At 55.8% G+C, this 20,997-nt stretch carries 17 protein-coding genes and 1 pseudogene; 10 read left to right on the top strand and 8 right to left on the bottom strand.

Features of this window, described 5'->3' with window-relative positions:
* The first annotated feature begins 7 nt into the window (after positions 1–7).
* A complete protein-coding gene (locus M2433_RS06060; protein ID WP_429053518.1) occupies positions 8–3,142 on the top strand; it encodes an efflux RND transporter permease subunit in 3,135 nt (1,044 codons plus the stop codon).
* Here M2433_RS06060 and M2433_RS06065 read toward each other — a convergent pair.
* Entirely contained in the window at positions 3,093–4,214 is a 1,122-nt protein-coding gene (locus M2433_RS06065; protein ID WP_029741715.1) for a YbdK family carboxylate-amine ligase, read from the bottom strand. The two genes, M2433_RS06060 and M2433_RS06065, sit on opposite strands and share 50 nt — an antisense overlap.
* A gap of 105 nt (positions 4,215–4,319) precedes the next feature.
* Here M2433_RS06065 and M2433_RS06070 point away from each other — a divergent pair, with 105 nt between their 5' ends.
* Positions 4,320–5,210 carry an oxidoreductase gene (locus M2433_RS06070; RefSeq protein WP_429053517.1) on the top strand — a complete coding sequence of 297 codons (891 nt, stop codon included), beginning with the start codon at positions 4,320–4,322 and terminating at the stop codon, positions 5,208–5,210.
* Between the two features lie 51 nt (positions 5,211–5,261).
* Here M2433_RS06070 and M2433_RS06075 read toward each other — a convergent pair whose 3' ends face one another.
* From M2433_RS06075 to M2433_RS06090, 4 genes are all read right to left on the bottom strand, one after another.
* A complete protein-coding gene (locus tag M2433_RS06075) occupies positions 5,262–5,696 on the bottom strand; it encodes a hypothetical protein (RefSeq protein WP_429053515.1) in 435 nt (144 codons plus the stop codon).
* A complete protein-coding gene (locus tag M2433_RS06080) occupies positions 5,693–6,049 on the bottom strand; it encodes a tlde1 domain-containing protein (RefSeq protein ID WP_320386163.1) in 357 nt (118 codons plus the stop codon). The genes M2433_RS06075 and M2433_RS06080 overlap by 4 nt, the downstream gene beginning before the upstream one ends.
* A 10-nt stretch (positions 6,050–6,059) precedes the next feature.
* Entirely contained in the window at positions 6,060–6,551 is a 492-nt protein-coding gene (locus M2433_RS06085) for an Hcp family type VI secretion system effector (RefSeq protein ID WP_429053513.1), read from the bottom strand.
* 457 nt (positions 6,552–7,008) lie between these two features.
* The gene (locus tag M2433_RS06090; RefSeq protein WP_429053512.1) at positions 7,009–7,800 is read right to left on the bottom strand and encodes an AraC family transcriptional regulator; all 792 of its coding nucleotides are present in this window, start codon (positions 7,798–7,800) and stop codon (positions 7,009–7,011) included.
* A 79-nt stretch (positions 7,801–7,879) separates the two neighbouring features.
* Between M2433_RS06090 and M2433_RS06095 the strand changes: the two genes are divergently transcribed.
* From M2433_RS06095 to M2433_RS06130, 8 genes are all read left to right on the top strand, one after another.
* Positions 7,880–9,841 carry an FUSC family protein gene (locus M2433_RS06095; RefSeq protein ID WP_429053510.1) on the top strand — a complete coding sequence of 654 codons (1,962 nt, stop codon included), beginning with the start codon at positions 7,880–7,882 and terminating at the stop codon, positions 9,839–9,841.
* Complete coding sequence (locus M2433_RS06100; RefSeq protein WP_429053509.1) at positions 9,834–10,049, top strand: DUF1656 domain-containing protein; 216 nt, start codon at positions 9,834–9,836, stop codon at positions 10,047–10,049. The genes M2433_RS06095 and M2433_RS06100 overlap by 8 nt, the downstream gene beginning before the upstream one ends.
* Complete coding sequence (locus M2433_RS06105) at positions 10,046–10,909, top strand: efflux RND transporter periplasmic adaptor subunit (RefSeq protein WP_429053508.1); 864 nt, start codon at positions 10,046–10,048, stop codon at positions 10,907–10,909. The genes M2433_RS06100 and M2433_RS06105 overlap by 4 nt, the downstream gene beginning before the upstream one ends.
* 72 nt (positions 10,910–10,981) lie before the next feature.
* On the top strand, positions 10,982–11,419 hold the full coding sequence (locus M2433_RS06110) for a DcrB-related protein (protein ID WP_047347183.1): 438 nt from the start codon (positions 10,982–10,984) through the stop codon (positions 11,417–11,419).
* A 17-nt stretch (positions 11,420–11,436) separates the two neighbouring features.
* A complete protein-coding gene (locus M2433_RS06115; protein ID WP_429053507.1) occupies positions 11,437–15,684 on the top strand; it encodes an RHS repeat-associated core domain-containing protein in 4,248 nt (1,415 codons plus the stop codon).
* Between the two features lie 2 nt (positions 15,685–15,686).
* Positions 15,687–16,217 carry an SMI1/KNR4 family protein gene (locus tag M2433_RS06120; RefSeq protein WP_429053506.1) on the top strand — a complete coding sequence of 177 codons (531 nt, stop codon included), beginning with the start codon at positions 15,687–15,689 and terminating at the stop codon, positions 16,215–16,217.
* A gap of 130 nt (positions 16,218–16,347) precedes the next feature.
* The gene (locus M2433_RS06125) at positions 16,348–16,869 is read left to right on the top strand and encodes an SMI1/KNR4 family protein (RefSeq protein WP_429053505.1); all 522 of its coding nucleotides are present in this window, start codon (positions 16,348–16,350) and stop codon (positions 16,867–16,869) included.
* Positions 16,870–16,892: 23 nt separating this feature from the next.
* Positions 16,893–17,279 carry a hypothetical protein gene (locus tag M2433_RS06130; RefSeq protein ID WP_429053504.1) on the top strand — a complete coding sequence of 129 codons (387 nt, stop codon included), beginning with the start codon at positions 16,893–16,895 and terminating at the stop codon, positions 17,277–17,279.
* 242 nt (positions 17,280–17,521) lie between these two features.
* Here the strand turns inward: M2433_RS06130 and M2433_RS06135 are convergent.
* From M2433_RS06135 to M2433_RS06145, 3 genes and pseudogenes are all read right to left on the bottom strand, one after another.
* A pseudogene (locus tag M2433_RS06135) lies at positions 17,522–17,694 on the bottom strand (type II toxin-antitoxin system HigB family toxin); the annotation flags it as partial.
* A 364-nt stretch (positions 17,695–18,058) separates the two neighbouring features.
* Positions 18,059–19,876, bottom strand: a complete 1,818-nt coding sequence (locus M2433_RS06140; RefSeq protein WP_429053503.1) for an ATP-dependent nuclease — start codon at positions 19,874–19,876, stop codon at positions 18,059–18,061.
* A gap of 488 nt (positions 19,877–20,364) precedes the next feature.
* Positions 20,365–20,820, bottom strand: coding sequence for a hypothetical protein (locus M2433_RS06145; RefSeq protein WP_429053502.1), 456 nt, complete (start codon positions 20,818–20,820; stop codon positions 20,365–20,367).
* Positions 20,821–20,997: the final 177 nt, after the last annotated feature.

A 20,997-nucleotide genomic window follows, 5' to 3' on the forward strand; every position in this document is an offset into this window, starting at 1 on the left:
AGCCATCATGCTGACGTTTTTCATCAAACGCCCGCGCTTCGCGATGGTCATTGCGCTGGTCATCACCCTGCTGGGGGCCATCGCGCTGAGGATTATTCCGGTAGAGCAGTACCCGCAGATCACGCCGCCGGTCGTGAATGTGTCAGCGTCATGGCCCGGCGCCAGCTCGGCTGACGTGGCGGAGGCCATCGCCACGCCGCTGGAGACCCAGCTAAACGGCGTGGATCACATGCTCTACATGGAGTCCACCAGCTCGGACGAAGGCACCTACAGCCTGAACATTACCTTTGCGGCGGGTACCGATCCGGACCTTGCCGCCATCGACGTGCAGAACCGCGTGGCGCAGGCCGTGGCGCAGCTGCCGACCGAGGCGCAGCAAAACGGCGTGCAGGTACGCAAGCGGGCCACCAACCTGATGATGGGGGTAAGTCTTTACTCACCGAATAACACCCACACGCCGCTGTTCGTCAGCAACTACGCCAGCACCCAGGTGCGCGAGGCGCTGTCTCGCCTGCCGGGCGTCGGGCAGGTACAGATGTTCGGCGCGCGCGACTACAGCATGCGCATCTGGCTGCGTCCGGACCGCATGAACGCCCTGAACGTCACGACCGATGACGTGGCGCAGGCGCTGCGCGAGCAGAATGTGCAGGGGGCGGCAGGCCAGGTCGGCACGCCGCCGGTGTTTAACGGCCAGCAGCAGACCCTGACCATTAACGGGCTGGGGCGCTTAAGCCAGGCCGAAGACTTTGCCGACATCATCATCCGCGCGGGTGAGATGGGCCAACTGGTGCGCTTGAAGGACGTCGCCACCATTGAACTCGGCTCGCGCAGCTACAGCTCCGGCGCGCAGCTGAACGGGCACGACTCCGCCTACCTCGGCATCTACCCGACGCCGTCCGCCAACGCCCTACGCGTGGCCGACGCGGTGCGCGCGGAGCTGGAGCGCCTCTCGACGCGCTTCCCGGACGACCTGGTCTATGAGGTGAAATTCGACACCACTACCTTTGTCGCGGCGACGATCAAAGAGATCGGCGTCTCCCTGGCGCTGACCATGCTGGCGGTCGTGGTGGTGGTTTCCCTGTTCCTGCAAAGCTGGCGCGCAACGCTGATCGTCGCGCTCGCCATTCCGGTGTCGCTGGTGGGCACCTTTGCGGTGCTCTACACGCTCGGTTACTCCGCCAACACCCTCAGCCTGTTCGCCATTATTCTGGCACTCACCATGGTGGTGGATGACGCCATCGTGGTGGTGGAGAGCGTCGAAACGCTGATGGCGGAAGGGCAGAGCCGCACGGCGGCGACCGCGCTGGCGCTGCGCCAGATTGCCGGGCCGGTCATTGCGACGACGCTGGTGCTGCTGGCGGTGTTTGTGCCGGTGGCGCTGTTGCCGGGGATTGTCGGCGAGCTTTATCGCCAGTTCGCGGTGACGCTCTCGACCGCCGTGACGCTTTCAAGCCTGGTGGCGCTGACCCTGACGCCCGCGCTGTGCGCGATGCTGCTGCGTCCGCGCCCGGAGAAACCTGCGGCACTCTATCGCGCCTTTAACCGCGGGCTGGACGCCACGCGCGGTTTCTACACCCGCATCGTGAACGTTTTAAACCTGCGCCCGTGGCTGGCGCTGCTGGCCACCGCAGGCGCGGCGGCCGTGGTGGCGTTCAGCTTTACGTCGATGCCTAAAGGCTTCCTGCCGCAGGAAGACCAGGGCTACTTCTTCGCCAGCGTCCAGCTGCCGGAAGCAGCCTCGCTGGAGCGTACCGAGGCGGTGATGACCACGGCGCGCGAATTAATCGCCAAAAACCCGGCGGTGGAGGACGTGATTCAGGTCTCCGGGTTTAACATTCTCAACGGTACCAGCGCCTCCAACGGCGGGTTTATCTCCATCATGCTCAAAGACTGGAGCGAACGTCCGCCGCTGGATGAGGTGATGGGCACCCTGCAGCGCCAGCTGCTGGTCCTGCCGGAAGCGACCATTATGACCTTCGCGCCGCCGACGCTGCCGGGGCTGGGCAACGCCTCCGGCTTTGACCTGCGCATTCAGGCGCAGGCGGGGCAGAGCCCGGCGGATCTGGAGCGCGTGACGCGTGAGGTGCTCGCGAAAGCCAACCAGCACCCGCAGCTGAACCGCGTGTTCACCACCTGGAGCAGCAACGTGCCGCAGCTGACGCTGACCGTTGACCGCGAGCGCGCCGCCCGTCTCGACGTGCCGGTGTCGCGTATCTTCAGCAGCCTGCAAACGGCCTTTGGCGGCACGCGCGCCGGGGATTTCAGCGTGAATAACCGCGTTTACCACGTCGTCATGCAGAACGAGATGCAGTGGCGCGAGCGCGCCGGGCAGATTAGCGAACTGTACGTGCGCAGCAACAGCGGTGAGCGAGTGCGCCTGAGCAACCTGGTCACCATTACGCCGACCGTCGGCGCGCCGTTCCTGCAGCAGTACAACCAGTTCCCGTCGGTGTCGGTGAGCGGCTCGGCGGCGGACGGTGTGAGCAGCAGCACCGCGATGGCGGCGATGGGCGAGATTCTGGCGGAAAACCTGCCAGCCGGGTACGACTATGCCTGGAGCGGCATGTCGTATCAGGAGCAGCAGACCGGCAACCAGGCGATGTGGATCGTGCTGGCGGCGGTGGTCATGGCGTGGCTATTCCTCGTCGCCCAGTACGAGAGCTGGACGCTACCGGCGAGCGTGATGCTCTCGGTGCTGTTCGCCATCGGCGGGGCGCTGGTCTGGCTGTGGTTGGCGGGATACGCCAACGACGTGTACGTGCAGATAGGTCTGGTGCTATTGATAGCCCTCGCCGCCAAGAACGCGATCCTGATCGTGGAGTTTGCCCGCGCGCGGCGCATGGACGGGATGGCGATTGTCGATGCCGCGCGGGAAGGGGCCTCGCGCCGCTTCCGCGCGGTGATGATGACCGCCGTGTCGTTCATTATCGGCGTATTGCCCATGATGCTGGCGACCGGGGCGGGAGCCCAGAGCCGCCGCATCATCGGCACCACGGTGTTCAGCGGCATGCTGGTGGCCACGGTGGTGGGGATTATCTTCATCCCCGCGCTGTTCGTGCTGTTCCAGCGCCTGCGCGAGTGGGGCCACGGCCTTACGGACTCGTCGCCCACAGCTCGCAGTGTTTCTGAACCAGAGAAATAAGCGAGCCGCCGTCGGCGATAAACTCCCGCATGCGCTGCGCCTCGCTCTTGCCCTGCTTTAACAGCAGGGCAATTTCATTGATTGCGCTCGTCGCGCCGAGCTTTTCGGCCGACGGCGCAACCTGCTCCAGCAGCCAGGCGATATCCTCCGCCACGGTCTTGTGCTCGCCGGTATGCACGTCAGTCAGAATGCCCTCTAATCCATAACGACACGCCTGAAAACGGTTAAAGCGATACAGCAGGAAATCCTTCTCCTGATGCTTATACGGCCGCGCGGTCAGCAGCCAGTGGGACGTCGCCTGAATCAGTCCTGCGATGTTAATCGCGTGGCCGAGCGTCAGCGGCGTATCCATCACCCGCACCTCCACGGTACCGAAGTGCGGGCTGGGGCGGATGTCCCAGTGCAAATCTTTAATGCTGTCGATCATGCTGGTCGAACTCAGGCGGCGGAACAGCCCCTCGAACTCCTGCCAGCTGTTGACCCACGGCATCTGGCCGTTATCGGGGAACCCTGAAAAAATGTTAAGCCGCGACGAGGAGAACTTCGTGTCCGTGCCCTGCATGTAAGGTGAGGCCGCGGCCAGGGCGATAAAGTGCGGGACAAAGCGCGACAGGCCGTGCAGCAGGTAGATGGCGTCATCCCCGGTCCGACAGCCGACGTGGACGTGCTGGCCGAACACCGTTGCCTGCAAAATCAGGTAGCCAAAGCGCTCCAGCGTGACGTTATAGCGCTCGTCGTCGCACACCTCCTGCCGCTGCCACTTCTGGAACGGATGCGTCCCGCCGCCGCAGATCTGGATATGCTGCTCCGCCGCGGCGCGCAGGATGCTCTGCTGCATCACCGAGAACTGCGCGGCCGCCTGGTCGATGTTCTGGCACACGCCGGTGGCGATTTCGAGCATGCTTTCGGTGATGTCGTGTTTGACCTCGCCGCCTTTGATGTCGTCTTTGACGGCGGCGATAAGCGCGGAGGAGTCCTGGCTGAGATCGTACCCCGGCGGGTTAACCACCTGCAGCTCAAGTTCGATGCCGAGGGTAAAAGGTTCAGAGGATTTGAAATCAGGTAAAGGCATGGCGCACTCCGTTGTCTGTTGTGTGTTGAGTATAGACAACGACGTGGCGCTCACTTTTCAGGGTGGTATAACTGTTAGCAGGCTTAGCGAAAAGGGGAGTGACTCATGTCTGACTATCCAACCATAGCGCTGCTTGGACCGGGTGCAATTGGTACCACCATTGCCGCAGTGCTGCACGAGGCTGGTCGTACGCCGCAGCTCTGCGGACGTACCGCGCATCCTGAACTGCGTTTACGCTACGACGAGGGTGAAACGGTGGTGCCGGGGCCGGTATTAACCGATCCGTCCGCCATCACGCGCCCCGCCGATCTGGTGTTTGTGGCGGTAAAAACGACGCAAAATGCCGACAGCGCCGGGTGGCTGCGGGCTCTGTGCGATGAACACACCGTGGTCTGCGCGCTGCAAAACGGCGTGGAGCAGAAAGCCCAGCTGGAGCCGTGGGTCAACGGCGCGACGGTGCTGCCGTCGGTGGTCTGGTTCCCGGCGCAGCGCGAGCCGGATGCCTCCGTGTGGCTGCGTGCCAAACCGCGCCTGACGCTGCCGGACGTGCCGCAGGCGCAGCGGGTAGTGGAGGCGCTTCGCGATACGCGCTGCGCGGTTGAGCTCTCGGAAGATTTCGCGAGCGTCGCCTGGCGCAAGCTGCTGCAAAACGCGGTTGCCGGGCTGATGGTGCTGGCTAACCGCCGCGCCGGGATGTTCAGACGTGAGGATGTCAGCGAACTTTCGCTGGCCTATCTGCGCGAGGGGCTTGCCGTCGCCCGCGCCGAAGGGGCGAAGCTGGACGATGCTGTGGCCCAGGAGATTCTGGCGAACTTCCAGCGCGCGCCTGAGGACCTGGGCACGTCGATCCTTGCCGACCGTCAGGCCGATCGCCCGATGGAGTGGGATATCCGCAACGGCGTGATCCAGCGCTACGGCCGCAAACACGGTATTGCGGTACCCATCAGCGACGTGGTGGTGCCGCTGCTGGCGGCGGGGAGCGAGGGGCCGGGGTGAGATACGGTCTGGAGCGATGAAAAGACCCGGCCGTTGTGCGCCGGGTGACTCTTACTTAGGCTGACGGGCTTTGTCTGCTTTTAACTCTTCCATTGTGGACTCCAGAATCCAGAGGCACCGAGCACCGTCTACGGTTTCCAGTAGCGCCTGGCGTGTGAGTTGATAGAACGCGTCGATTTCTGTGGGTGATTTCTCTAAAGGCGGGGTACAGACGATATCGCTGCCTACCATGTGCGGCCATTTTCCAGCGTCAATGGTGCGGAGCGTTTTTAGCGTGGCGTCCGTGTTTGTTGTGAGCGCAGCGGCCAGGGCATCTTCTAGCCGCTGCGCCTGATCCCCATCAGCCACGGCAGACAGCGCCGGGGCTTGCTCAATCCAGTGTGCATCACCTGAGGCGATTCCCTTAAGTGCAGAAGACCAGTCAGTTGCGCCAGCGAATGCCGGGGCTATAAAAGCAGATAGCAGCAGTACGATCGGGTATTTCATCGTACAACCTCTAGCTTGCCGCCGTCGCGAAGGATCTTACGCCTCGTTGACGGTGAGAGAATGATGCATCCCTCGGATGCAAAACCGGCGGGACCATACTTGTGGTCACCATGAATGCGAAATTCTGAGCGACCAAAACTTTCGCCCGAGGTTTGCTCAAGAATGATGGTTATCGGTCCTTTAGAATTCGAATGACCCGCGATTTTATACGTCCCGCGAGGCAGTGGCCCCAGTCCTTTCACATGCTGACGGTCCGGGTTATTTTTATTTGTCAGAGCACCTGAATATCCGGTCTCAATTAATTTGCCGTCTTTATACATCTTGCCGGTAGACTGCTCATACTTCCATCCCATAACGTTATCCTTATGCCGTCTTGCGGTCGTTCCAGCTATCTGAATGCACGATGTTACCGTCGACATAGCGCCAGGTAATTTTTTCATACAGCAGTTCCACCAGCTCAAGATGGTTATGTTTCTCATAGTCAGGGTCTTTGACGTCAAGCATCATTGGACAGACACTCACGATCGTCACGCCCTCCATGCAGGTGGAAAAATATTCCACTTCCTGTCCTGCATCATTGATGTGATAAAATTTGACCTCTGCGGATTTAAACTTTTGACCTGTGCTGACAGCCTTGTACAAATAGGGGCTGGAGGCGTCTATCTCTTTATCGAAAGAATAGGGAGAATGGACGCGTAGACTGGTTGCCTTGCCGTTATGCTTGTCGGTTGGTTGCGCCACGCCGTGATTCAGTCCGATTATCTCGATACTTCCTTCACGACCATATATATCGACAGAGCCTTTTATATCGGCACCGCCATCATCTTTAAGCCATAAATAAGCGGGAATAGCCATTTGTATAAACTCCATTTAAGGAAATTCTGAAAAACCCTTTTGGGTTAGTGGGTTATGTAACTATTGCAACGCTAGCGCTTCCAAAGTTGCTCGTCAATTTTTGTACGACATGGATATAAAAAAATCTGCGGTTTCGTTGATGAATATTAAGAAAGGATGGGATCTTACAGTTTGGAAATGGATAAAGTATTAATGATTAATATCGTGGGTTAACTTAAAATTTGATTAAGTGAATAATGATTGCAAGTGTAATAAATAGTTGAACTGTTATTAGGGCTACATCAATTTGACGATTTATGAGTTAATTAATAGCTCCTGATAGCTCGTCAGAATACCCGCCAGCAAGTAGCGACAGCTGTGAAAACGGTTAAAGCGGGAGAGCTGAAATCCTTTTGCTGGTGTTTAAATGGCCGCAATAAGCGCGGAGGAATCCTGGCTAAGATCGTACCCCGCCGGGCTAACGGCCGCTGTTTTTCCGTTCGGCAAAGTAGTGCGCGGGCGTGCTGCCCATCGCTTTTCTGAACATGGTGATAAACGCATTCACGGATTCGTACCCGAGCGTTGTCGCCACGTTCTGGACGGGCACGCCGCTTGCCAGCTCCCGCAGGGCAATAATCAAATGCAGCTGCTGGCGCCACCGCCCGAAGCTTAGCCCCGTTTCGCGCTGCATCAGCCGCGCAAAAGAACGTTCGCTGAGGGCCAGCCGCTTCGCCCACGCCTTCAGGGTGCTTCTGTCCTCCGGACGGCTGACCAGCGCGTCGGCCATGGCGCGAATTTTCGGGTCGGCTGAGACCGGCAGGCTCAGCTTCTGCTGGGGCATGCTGGCGAGCTCGTCCAGCGTCACCCGGGTCAGCCTGGCGACGTGGCCGTCGGGGGGATAATCAACGCCCTCATGCGTCAGTCGATCGACCAGCTCCTTAATCAACGGCGAGATTGCCAGCGTGCAACACGTCTCCGGCAGCGCTGCCGCGCCGGGCTCAATAAACAGATAGTTCAGGTGCGCGTTCCAGGTCGCTTTCGCGCTGTGCGGGATCCCGCCCGGGATCCAGACGGCGCAGTCCGGCGGCACGATCCAGATATCGTTTTCCGCATAACAGCTGACCGCGCCGAAGCGGGCAATAATCAGCTGCCCCTTGCGGTGGGTGTGTACCGGCACTTCCGCGGCGTAGTCCACGAAGTCCAGATGACGCGCCACGGCAGGCGAGGCGCTAGAGTCAGGGTCATACAGCGTATGAGCAAGTTGGGGCATCACGATTCTGGCAACATTTAGGTATTTTTTGACAGAATAAAGTATTTAAGCAGGTCTGCAAGCCGGTAATAATCCCGGCATGAAAAACATGTTCTCTCACCCCGCGCTGCGAAACGACGCGGGGGCGCTGATCTACGCCGCGAAGAGTTTTGCCGCGGCGATGCTCGCGTATTACCTCGCCCTGTCGATCGGCCTCGAACGTCCCTCGTGGGCGATTATTACGGTTTACATCGTGTCGCAGACGTCGGTGGGGGCATCGCTCAGCAGAAGCCTCTACCGGCTGGCCGGTACGGTTGTCGGGGCCAGCGCGACCGTTCTGATTGTGCCCACCTTCGCCAATACGCCGATCCTGTGCAGCGTTGTACTGACGGGCTGGATCGCGTTCTGCCTATGGCTCTCCCTGCTGGAGCGCACGCCCCGGGCGTACGCCTTCGTGCTGGCGGGCTACACCGCGAGCCTGATTGGCTTTCCGGCGGTGTCCGATCCCGGCGGCATCTTCAACGTCGCCATTGTCCGCGTGCAGGAGATCGCGATTGGGATTTTCTGCGCGGCGCTGATCCACCGCTACGTGCTGCCCGCGCGGGTATCGGGCCAGTTCAACGCTAAGCTATCCTGGACGCTACGGGCCGCGCGCGGGCGGGTGGCGGATACCTTAGCGGGCAAACCCGACGCGGCTTCCGGCCCGCTGCATCTGGCCCTGGCGCTGCAGTTCCTGCAGGGCATCAGCCACCATATTCCGTACGATTTTGCCCTCTCAGCCCCGGTGCGGCAGGCCAGAAAAGCGATTCACGATCGGCTGGCTCGGCTCGTTATCGTCAACTGTGAATTACACGACCGCCTGCCGGCGATCGGAACCCTGCCCGCCGACGTGCAGACGTTGCTGGAGGACGTTCAGGCCTGGCTTGCCGCTGAAGGCGGCAGCCGCGGCGGCGAGGCGCTTAGGCACCGCAGCGCGCAGCTCATCGCGCGATATGCCGCGCAGGCGCAGACGTTTGACGACGCGCTGCAGGTCAGTTTTATCCGCTACCTCTCGGAGGCTATCGCTCTTCTGCAGCAGTGCGAGCGCCTTTCCGGGGCCATTCGCCACGCGAAGCCGGTCTTCGGGGAGGTACCAACCCGTGCGGCAAAAGGCTACGTGTTCCACCGGGATCCTCTTACTGCAGCCCGCACGGCGCTGGGGGCTTTCACCATTATCCTGAGCGGATGCCTGGTCTGGATCTTCTCTGCGTGGCCGGACGGCGCAACGGCTGTGTCGATACTCGGCGTCTGCTGCACGCTGTTTGGCAGCTTCGACACCCCGGCACCGCATATCGTGAAGTACATCGTTGGCTCATTCTGGGGCGTGCTGATTAGCCTGCTCTACAGCTTTGCGCTGCTGCCGCAGGTGAGCGATTTCCCGGTGCTGGTGGCGGTGCTTGCCCCGGCGTATCTGCTGGCCGGGTCGCTTCAGGCGCGTCCGCCCACCACGTTTATGGCGATGGGGATCACCCTGACGCTGCCCATTCTGTGCGAGATGGGCGCGCGCTACAGCGGAAACTTCGCCGTAGCGGCCAACACCGCCATTGCGCTCTTTGCCGCCACCGGCTTCGCCGTCGTCAGCATGAGCCTGCTGCAAACCGTGCAGGCGGACGCCGCCATCGCGCGCCTGCTGAGCCTGTGCCAGCGCGACATTCGCCGCAGCGTGAAGGGCACGCTGCGGGTTGATGAAACGCACTGGATAAACCTGATGATGGACCGCACCGCTCTGCTGCTGCCGCGTTTGCAGAGGAGTGAACATGCGCCAGAGCAGGCTCTTGACCGGCTGCTGCACGCGCTGCGTCTGGGGCTTTCGGTTATGCATTTACGCCGCGATGAAACACCGCCCGGCAGGGAGGTCTCCGGGCTTTTTCATCAGATTGCAACTGAAGACAGCAGCCCCTTGCGCGAACGCATCGCCGACATCATCGAGCGGCACCTGCCTGCGGCAGATGAACATACGCGCCAGTTTGTCTTCAGGCTGTTGGATCTGCACTGTGCATTACGGGAGCCAGACCATGGTTAACGATCTCAATATCGGCGGCGTTTTTATTCCGGGGCTGCTGATGGTCGCCCTCGCGGCGCTGGTCTGCACGCTGGGCCTCGTGGCGCTTTTCTCTCTCAGCAGGCTCTACCGGCACCTGCCGTTTCGCCCGCTGCTGGACGTTTCCACCTGGATTGTCACCTTTTTCCTGCTGATGCAGGGCCTGACCGCGTTGGGGTTATTGTCATGAAATCACTGCTCTCTTTACTGACTCGCTATGCGTTGACGTTAAGCGCGGCCGCAGCTGCCACGCTTCTGGCGTTTATGATGTGGAAACACTACGCCCAAACGCCGTGGACCCGAGACGGCCGCGTGCGGGCGGACGTGGTGCAGATTGCGCCGGACGTCTCCGGGCCGGTCATCAGCGTGGCCGTGCGGGATAATCAGTGGGTGAACCGGGGCGATGTGCTCTACACCATCGATCCGCGCTGGCTTAAGCTGGCGGTGGTCAGCGCGCAGGCGGACGTCGAGTCGAAACGCCATGAAATGCTGATGCGCCAGGATGCGGCCCGGCGACGCACGCTGATTAAAAACGCCATCTCCAGCGAAGATCTGCAGCAAACCGGCAGCGCGGCGAACGTCGCGGCGGCCAACTATCACGGTGCGCTGGCCGCGCTGGATCTGGCTGAGCTTAATCTGGCGCACGCCACCGTCCGTGCGCCGGTTTCGGGGTACGTCACGCACCTGCGGCTTCGCCCCGGAGACTACGCGACGGCGGGGGAAACAAAGGTTGCCATCGTCGATGCCCACAGCTTCTGGGTGGTGGGGTACTTCGAGGAGACCAGGCTGCGCCATATTCACGTCGGGGATGCCGCGCAGGTTGTGCTGATGGGGTATGAGCCTGTCATCACGGGTCACGTGGAGAGCATTGGGCATGGGATTGGAGACAGCAATGATGAGACGGGCGGGCTGGGGCTGCCCGACGTCGAGCCTACCTTCAGCTGGGTGCGGCTGGCGCAGCGCGTGCCGGTGCGCATTCATATCGACACGCTGCCGCAGGGGATTGAACTGGTGGCGGGTCTGTCGGCGAGCGTGTCGGTGGGGCAATAATCTGGGGATAGTCAGCCTTAAACACATATGCGAAACTTACCGCTTCTGAAAATATGTGGTGGGACCCGCTCAATGTCAGAACAACATTCGCAGTGCCTGTTCAGTGAAGGACTGATCAACGTTCCTGAGGGTTATCAGGATCGTACCGTCAACGTATTCGCGCCGCCCGCTGCGGACGCGCCAGCGTTCAACATCTCTCGCGATGCCCTCAACCCCGGCGAGGCGCTTGCCGCGTATATCGATCGCCAGCTCGCCCTGATGGCAAAACACATCAAGGGCTGGAAGCAGGGTGAGCGCAGCGCCGCGACGCTGGGCGACGGCCTTTCACAGGGTGAAACCGTCCATGCCAGCTACCTGCGCGACGGGAAACGCATCTGGCAGCAGCAGGCCGTGTTTAACGTCGACGGCGATAACATTCTGGTGTTCACCATGACCTGCACCCGCGCGCTGGGCGATGCCGACGGTGCGCTGTTTGGCGATCTTCTCAGGAGCTTCCGCTTCCACCATTAACTTCAGGGACCGTTGTTATGTTTGAAGCAGCACGCGTTGGTGATGATATCGGCCACTCCGGTGCGCTGGCCGGGATGATTGCCGGAACGATTGTCGGTGGCCTGATTGCCGCCGCCGGGGGCATTCTGGCGGGGGCCATGTTTATTGCCGGTCTCGGCGCATCCTGTCTTGGCGTGGGCGTCCTGCTCGTCGGTGCCAGCCTGGCCGTGGGGTATTACACCGGGGAGCTGGCAACCGCCGCCCGGGACAGCATCGCGGACGCCGGGGCATCCAGCATGACGAAGAAAGGCGTCATCACCTCCGGCTCGCCCAACGTGTTTATCAACGGTAAACCCGCCGCGCTTGCCACCGATAGCACCGTCGACTGTTCTGACGACGGCTCGCAGCAGATGGCCGAAGGCTCTAAGCGCGTCTCCATTAACAGCCAGCCTGCCTCCCGCATCGGGGATCGCACCACCTGCGACGCGAAGGTGATGACCGGTTCGGACAACGTCATTATCGGCGGCGACCCGCAGCAAACCCTGCCCATTCAGTCTGAAGTGCCCGAGTGGCTCTACAAAGTCTCCGATCTAACCCTGCTGTTCGCCGGCCTGCTCGGCGGGTGGGGCGGTGCCGCTGGCAAAGTCGGGGCGCTCTCAAAGCTGCTGGGCAAAATCCCCGGCATCAACAAGCTGGCCCGTATCGCCTGTCGCGCCGGCACGCTGATGACAGGTGTGGCGGCCGCAGGGATCATCGCCCGCCCGGTGGATATCGTCAGCGGACAGAAGTTTCTCAGCGGGGATGATGAGCTGGACTTCGTCCTGCCTTCCCGTCTGCCGGTGCGCTGGCAGCGCTACTGGCGCAGCGGCAACCCCGGCGACAGCGTGCTGGGCCGCGGCTGGAGCCTGTTCTGGGAAAGCCGCCTGGAGACGTTTCAGGACGGTCTGGTGTGGCGCGCGCCGTCCGGCGATTACGTCGCCTTCCCGAAGGTCCCGAAAGGGCTGCGCACCTACTGCGAAAGCGAAAAAAACTGGCTTGAACATCACCAGGACGACAGCTGGTCGGTGTATGACGTTAGCGGCGAGCGCTGGCACTATGCGCCGCTTAAGGATGATGCCCCGTCGCTGCTCCAGCGCATCTCTGAACCCTGCGGCAACGATATCCTCTTCGAGTGGAATGCGGATAATACCCTGCATGCCCTGACCGACAGCGCGGGCCAATGCGTGGTCTGCCGCTACGACCGTGACAGGCTCCTCGGCGCCTGGCTGGATGACGAGATCTGCCTGGTCAGTTACGCTTATGATGAACAACGCCAGCTGGTCTCCGTGACCGGCCGGGGCGGTAGCGTGCGCCGACGCTTCAGCTGGCAGGACGGGCTGATGAGCGCCCACGAGGACGCCAACGGCCTGCTGAGCGAATATCGCTGGCGGGAGATTGACGGCCTGCCGCGCGTGGTCGGCTTCCGCCACAGCGGCGGCGAACAGCTGACGTTCGAATACGATTTTGACAACGGCACCCGCCGCGCGACCCGCGAAGACGGCGCGCAGGCGCACTGGCTGGTGGATGACGACGACAACGTCGCGCGCTTCACGGATTACGACGGTCGCCAGACGACGTTTGTTTACCGCGACGGCGAGCTCTGCGACGTCATACTGCCGGGCGGCGCAATGCGCCGCAGCACGTGGGACAAATACGGCCGCATGACCAGCGAGACGGACCCGGCGGGCCGCCGCACGGAGTATCACTGGCATCGCCTGACCGACCGCATCACCCGCACGGTCTACCCGGACGGCACATCTGCGCAGGCCATGTACGACCTTCGCGGTCGCCTGCTGTCGGAAACGGATCCGGCCGGTAGCACTACCGCGTATCGCTATCCCGACGATGAAGAAAATCTGCCGGAGAGCATTACCGACGCCATCGGCGGCGTGGTGCGTCTGGTCTGGAACCACCAGGGGCTGCTGACGCAGCGCACCGACTGCTCCGGCAGCGTCACCCGCTTCACCTACGACCGCTTCGGGCAACTGATTGCCAGCGAGGATGCGGAAGGGAATATCACGCGCCGGGAGTGGAGCCGTGCCGGGCTGCTGAGCGCCGTGATCCATCCGGATGGCAGCCGCGAGTCGCTGGTGTGGAACGAACGCGGCCAGCTCACGGGCTGGCGCGACCCGCTGGAAAGCGAGGTAAGCTGGGCCTATAACGCGCTCGGCCTCCCGGTCAGCCTTACCGACCGTATTGGCCGCGTGCGCCAGTGGCGCTACGACCCGCGCGGTAACCTGCTGCGACTCGATAACGGCAACGGGGCGGAATACCGCTTCACCTACGACGCCGTGGGTCGCCCGCTCAGCGAAACGCGCCCGGACGAGACCGTGCGCCATATGGAATGGGACGCACGAGGGTTCCTCTGCGCGCTCGAAGAAAACGGCCGGCCTGCCGCCGACGGCGGCATTGCCCGTCGCGTCCAGCAGTTCAGCTATGACGACAGCGGGTTGCTGATCGGGCGCACTCAGCGCCACGCGGAGTACCGCTACTTCCGAGACCTGAGCGGCCAGATCACCCGCATCCGCCGCACGCCAACCGCCGAAGGCGTTGCCCTGGGTATCGAAAGCGATGAGATCGCTTACCGCCACGATGCCGCCGGGCGCGTGCTGAGCGAGTCCGGCATTAACGGCGAGGTGGGCTACGAATGGGATGCCCTGAGCAACCTGACCGGCCTGACCCTGCCCGGCGAGCAAAAGCTGGCCTGGCTGCACTACGGCTCCGGCCACGTCAGCGCCATCCGCTTCGGGCAGCAGCTGGTGACCGAGTTCACCCGCGACCGCCTGCACCGCGAGGTGCGCCGCACCCAGGGCGCGCGCGAGCAGCTCCGTCATTATGACAGTCTCGGCAGACGCACCCTGCAGCGCAGCGAAGTGAGCACGGACGTGACCCTGCCGGAGCAGGCGCTACTGGAACGCCTGTATCGCTACACCGCGCGCGGTGAGCTTTCCGGCGTCAGTGACACCCTGCGCGGTGAGGTGGACTATGGCTACGACGCCGAAGGGCGTCTGCTGAAGCACTACGAGGCCCGACAGGGGCACAGCCGCGCGCAGTTCAGCTACGACGCCGCGGACAACCTCGCCGCCAATGACGATGCGGTACCGGTCACGGATAACCGCCTGCAGCACTGGCAGGCGCTGTTTATGAAATACGACCACTGGGGCAACTTGGTCAGCCGCCGCAACGGGCTGTATGAGCAGCATTATGCGTATGACGCTGAGAACCGTCTGGTATCCGCCCGGGGAACCGGGCCGGAAGGACGTTTTGAGGCGCGCTATCACTACGACGCGCTGGGCCGCCGCACGCGCAAAATCGTCACCACGACGCACGGCACTACCAACACCCGCTTCCTGTGGCAGGGCTACCGCCTGCTGCAGGAGCAGCAGGAGAGCGGGCTGTGCAGCACGTATGTATACGACCCGAATGAAGCCTGGAGCCCGCTGGCGCGGGTGGATCACCTTCGTGACCAGAGCAGCGGTGAGATTTACTGGTTCAACACCGACCTGAACGGCGCGCCGCTGGAAGTGACCGACGAGCGCGGCGCGGTGCGCTGGAGCGGCCAGTACGGCAGCTTTGGCGAGGTACGCCACCAGAGCGAAGGGTTCTCACGGCTTGTGAATTGCTCGGCGATGGCACACCAGCCGCTGCGCTATGCCGGGCAGTACGCTGACGGTGAAACGGGACTGCACTATAACCTGTTCCGCTACTACGACCCGCAGGTCGGGCGGTTTATTGTGCAGGACCCGATTGGGCTGAATGGTGGGTGGAACCTTTATCAGTATGCGCCGAATCCCCTCACTTGGATCGATCCGCTGGGGTTAAAAAATTGTGGTATCAAATATGGTGAACTGGATAATTTAGGTCGTCCAACAGGCGTTCAAGCCCGATTAAATGCGACTCATATAAATACTGGAACGCATGCAAATCCTAATATTCAACCACCTGGATTTATTACTGGTGCTGGCTCTAATCGAGCTCGAGGACATTTGCTTGGTCGTCAATTAGGTGGCTCTGGGGATGATGTACGAAACCTAGTAACTATCCAGCAGCGCCCAGCTAACACACCTGTAATGAGTGCTGTTGAAGGTCGAATAAGGAAAGCATTAGAGCAGGGGGAAACTATTGATTTGAATATAACTCCTATTTATCATGGTCCTTCCAGAATTCCTGCTGGAATTACAATTAAAGCAGAGGGGACTGGAGGGTTCTTCGAACATGTCACAGTACTTAATCCTCCAGGAATGTAAATATGTCAATAAATAAACTGATTACAATATTAGCAGCACCTGTCGCCCCTTCGGATTCGGGGAAGGGAATGAAATGGCCACAGATTGAGGATGGTTTACCTTTCCCCTCTGATTATATTGAGTTTATAAATGAGTATGGTTCAGGTCGTATTGCGGACTTTATTGTTATTTTTAACCCATTTAGTAAAAATGAAGATGTCAATTTTTTTGAACAGTATAAATTTATTTTGGAAGACCTTAATTATCTGATTGCGTCAGATAAGGATTATTATAATTTCCAACTGTATCCCAAGGATAATGGGTTGATTCCGTTAGGAGTTACCGATAATGGGGATTATCTATTCTGGGTGGTAAATTCTAAAGATAATAGTGAGTTATGGACCGTTGCTATTATTGCAGCACGATCACCAGAAGTTGAGTATTTTGATGGTGGGCTAACTGATTTTCTTGAGGGATTATTAAAAAATAAAATTAGATGTAAATCATTCCCTGATGATTTTCCCCCATCTGTTATCAAGTTCGAAAGCATTTGAAATAAGAAGTCGGGATATTTTTCCCGACTTTATTGCTATAATTAAATTATGTATGTAAAAATTAATTGTAGTTTGATTTTTTTTGAGGTGGATTATCTAACATCAAGGAGTTATATACTAAGGATAGCTTATGCCTATTTCATGCGGTAAACCCAACACAAAAGATGAAATTAGAATTTTGGAGGCAAAATTTAAAGTCGGTTTGCCAGAAGATTATAAAGAATTTCTCAGGTTGAAAAATGGTTTTGTTGTAAAATCTCCAGATTTTTGTGAACTGGAGTACGAAGGTGTCGATGAAGGGGTTATAGCTTTTTATGCCCTTTTTGGAATAAATATGAAAAACCCTAATCACGACATTTTTCGTCAAAATGAGTGTTTTTTAAATGAACTTGATTTTATTGATGATAAATTAATCATTGGCGGTGATCCTGGAGGTAACTTTTACCTTATATTAAATGGCAGTAAAAGCCATGGTGTGTATTATTGGGATAGAACTCATCTACATGCAGAGTATGATATCCAAAAGTTTTATATCGCTGAGCAAAATGAGTTCGGAAATATTTATAGAATTAGTAATGGATTTACTGATTTTTACGAGAGAATTTGTGAGTCATCATTTGGCTCAGGAATGAATCTAACTATTGATCTGTGATTCATCATGAAAGAGGTTTTTCAATGCCAGTGGATATGGAATTTTATGAAGATGATGAAGGTATTTCAGTCGATTTTGTATTATCGGCATTTGGTCCTTCTCTCGTCCAGTGCATAAACCTTGAATTTTATTCTATCGATGAAAAAATGAAAAAAGACATCGATTTTCTTATTAAGGAACAGAAATATTTTTCCGAGAAAATCGCAACTGAAACCCAGACATATAGCAAGCGTATTTATGGTGCGGATGCAAAAGACTTGATTTTGCTGAAAGTTTATCTTTCCCCTGATGAGGACAATGAATTTGGGTTCATGTTCTCGACCAGTTTAGATGAGGATCATGGGATTGGCATCAAATTTAAAGGGCTTGAAGTGAAGAAAATTGGTAGTGGCGAAACAGCATTTTTATAAAATTTAATTATGTCTATCCGATCGGGTAGACCTATTCCTGTGGCAGGACTACCGCCTGCTGCAGGATGCCGGGCTCTGCCGTACTTATATTTACAACCGAATGAAACCTGGATCCCCCTGACACGAGGTAACATCTTCGTGACTAGAGCAGTGGTGACATTACTGGTTCTAACAACCTTTTTATCTTGATGATCTTCTCGCTAAGGATATGCATTTAATCGATGCCAGCGATAAATCAATGACCACCATTTTTCCTAGATTTCATCCGATCCATGCTGGGAAAGCGCTTTCGCATGTCATCTGGTGATGGATAGTGTTCCTTTTTTAGTACCCGGTAAAGATCGTCCAGAGCGGGTGCTTGATTAGGAAATTGTCTGGTGGCTGTATCGAAAGGCGCTCTTGAGACTACGTGCATCCTTGCCCCTTGTTTCCAGACAGGGAACATTATAGGTGATGGTTGGTGGGTTGATAATGTAGAAACATTGATGGAGTGCAGTGTTCATTTGCTCGTGATGAAGGCGCTCATTTAATGTGTGCGAACACTTTATGAGGTGACTGTGAAAGAAATGTCCGCTTTGTTCCAACAGCGGAAGTTGGAGTGCCAGAGACTCTAAAAGTTGATGGTTCTTTTTGCTGGGATACATACACCTGCTCATAAAACTATCCATTCTCATCATGCTGCTTAAGTGCTCAGATAAAACAAACTTTCGAATACTGAGCATATTGCTACAGTGCATGCCGGTAAAAATACCGGCATGCGATAACTGTACCTACAATTATTAGTAGATAAATTGAAGAACAGATCGTAGTTTACCCTCGCAGATTGGGTTTAAAGCAATAGAACCATCAATATAAGAGCGAACCCTTTTCCATGCATTGAAGGGTTTTCCTCCTTCAGATGGAGCATTGCCATCAATCACAGGGTCCCATAGCAGATGTTCAAATGTGTCATTTACACGAAATACATTAGCATCACCAACGATATCTCTAATTTTGTCATTTGCTCGAAAAGCATTAATAGCAGAAATATTTGCAATTTGCTCTTCTGTCATTCCTTTGCGGTCGGTGTCATGGACAACTTTGAAAGGAATACTCAGCTTGGATAAAATTCTTGCTATAGCTAGTATCGTCCACTTTCCTCCTGCGGAGACTATAGTTGTATCTTTAATTAAATCCTTACTTATCCCTAATTTATCGCATAACTCAGATGAAAATCTAAGTATGGCAACTTCGGTGTCACCTTCGACAACAACAACTCGTTTGGCAAAAAATGCTTCACATACAGTCGGATGAAAATCTAATGCTGCTCTAAGCATTTCCCTTTCATCATATTCTTCACCTACATGGAAAATTGAATCATCAATTTCATGAACCGTCCTTGCACCCTCATTATTATCTTTTATGAGTTTTAGGGATGATGGATTTTCAGCGATATCAATTAAAAAAGGTGAGTGAGTACTGACGATAACTTGATAAGAGGAATTTGAAGATTTATCTCTAAGTTTATCTCTTAATAATCTCATTAGATGCGGGTGGATGTATAACTCTGGTTCTTCGTATAAAATTATAGTAGACCTTCGAGATTCAGTCACTTCGAACAATGCATTAGATTCTAAAAGTGCATATGCCAGAGCCCTTTGAACCCCACTTCCCTGATACTCAAGTTGAGTTTCTAATTTATCTTCAATAACTAACGTCGCTGCTTTCATCAATGCAGCATTAATATCTATATCAGTGAGGCTCAATTTTACTTTGGATTTCAGATCCATAACTTGGTTAAGTGAATCAGTAATTGATTCCATTAACTCCTGAAGTCCTTCGATAAGCTCGCCATCCAATTCACCTTTCATTTTTTTATGTAACTGGTCAAGTGAGGATGTATATTGTTCGAATGATGAATCAGCCTGTAAAACAGGATATACTCTATTTGAAAATAAAAATCCAAACGGAGTGCCTTTTTGAGATTTAAGATCATCTTCAATTTTAAAGCATGCAGGGATGTATAGAACGTGTGGTAATGCTTGTTGTAAGCTATTTTTAAAATTAATACCATCTGACGTCCAACACAAATCAGATGTGACTTTTTCAGGGTGTCGTTCTTTAATTATGCCAATAACATCATTTTGCATTTCTTTGTAGGCTTTGCTGTTATTGCAATCAAGTTCGCGGATAATATCCAAAAGCCATGGGATAGATCTTGCTGCAACGATTGATGTCGTGAAATCCTCTATGCTTTCTTTATTATAATAAGCTTCATAAGAAGGAACGCCCATACATTCATTATCATAATCCCATTTGGTCTTGACTCGAATTTTTAATTTACCATCATGAATTAAATTAGATATTGCGGGCTTCGATATTTCAGAGTCTTGAATATCATAAAACGTACCGGTGATGATCATCTCATCATTACTTGCTGTACGGAATGGCCAATCTTCAGAGGTGGGGTTGGTCGTATCAACAAGAATTTTAATTGCTTTAAGTATTGTCGATTTTCCAATGTTATTTGAACCAATTAAAGTTGTAAAATTCTCAAGATTGATTGAAGCAGAAGATATGCCTCTAAAATTTTGAATGTCAATGCGAATTAGTTTCATATTTTAGCTGTGTTTAGATAAAAAGGGAGTTACCTCATTAACATATTCTTTGAATCGACGCTCGGGAATCTCTTAAAAGTGTGATGTGTGTGCGATTTTATTAAATGCTGCAATTATTGTGCAATATGCTACGAATTCGATTTCTAGTGTCATGTAGAATAAGCTATACCCTTATAGGTTCTCCCAGCCCAATACCTAGCTCGCGATTTTTCGGTACCGAATGCTTTCAATCATATGCGATAAAATCAATCTTCCCACACCGCATTTAAATTACTGCAAAACCAATCCTACTATCAGTGCAATCACATTTGACTTCATCACCGCAATAATAGAGTTTAGTTACTTCGTGATTAACTTTCATACATAGCCCACGCTTCCGCATGTCGGCTCTTCGCTCTTAACGGACATTCAACAAACAGCGCTGTACTTTGCGTAAGGCCGAAATCCTGCTTCTTATCCAGCAGAACTCCGGCCTCCCATCACCCGCCTCAATGCGCCGAAATATACGGCTCCTTCACAAACTCAGCCAGCAGCCAGACCATATCATGCAGTAGCCCGGTGAGTTCTTTCGCCACGCCCGCAGGCAGTGTCCCGTCCATCACCGCCAGCGTTAACGCTACGGCATAGTCTACTTGCAGCGTCGTCTCCTGCCAGCAGTCCGGCACGCAGGAGGTCATCTTTTCCCCTGCAATCAATTGTTCAACCAGATACGAAGGTAGTTCGTCATCGCAGCATTCCCGCAGCCGCTTCAGCGCAGCCAGCAATCGCTCACAGAGCGTGGCAAACGTCACCGCATCGTCAGTTTCCACCAGCACGCTCACATACGCAGTGCAGGCGTCAGCCAACTCGAAGAGATCCGCAGAATCGGGAAGTTGCAGGTGGAGAAGGTGATAAACAGCGCTTTCCTCAGAAAGTGCGTAAGTCAGGGTAGGGATAGTTGTCATGTAGTATTCCTTTTCAAAAAAAATCCAGACCACCACATAAGTTCCTACGCTCATGGGTGGTAGCGCTGACGGAGGTAGGAATGCCGCACATGACAAAACGGCCAACCTTTCGGTTGCTCCGCCAGCGCGACCGTATTTTAACGGGATGAGCGCTGTCGCGACAAAAATAATTGCCGA

Origin of the sequence: Enterobacter sp. AC1, assembly GCF_050434705.1 — a bacterium.
GTDB classification, from domain to species: domain Bacteria; phylum Pseudomonadota; class Gammaproteobacteria; order Enterobacterales; family Enterobacteriaceae; genus Enterobacter; species Enterobacter cloacae_L.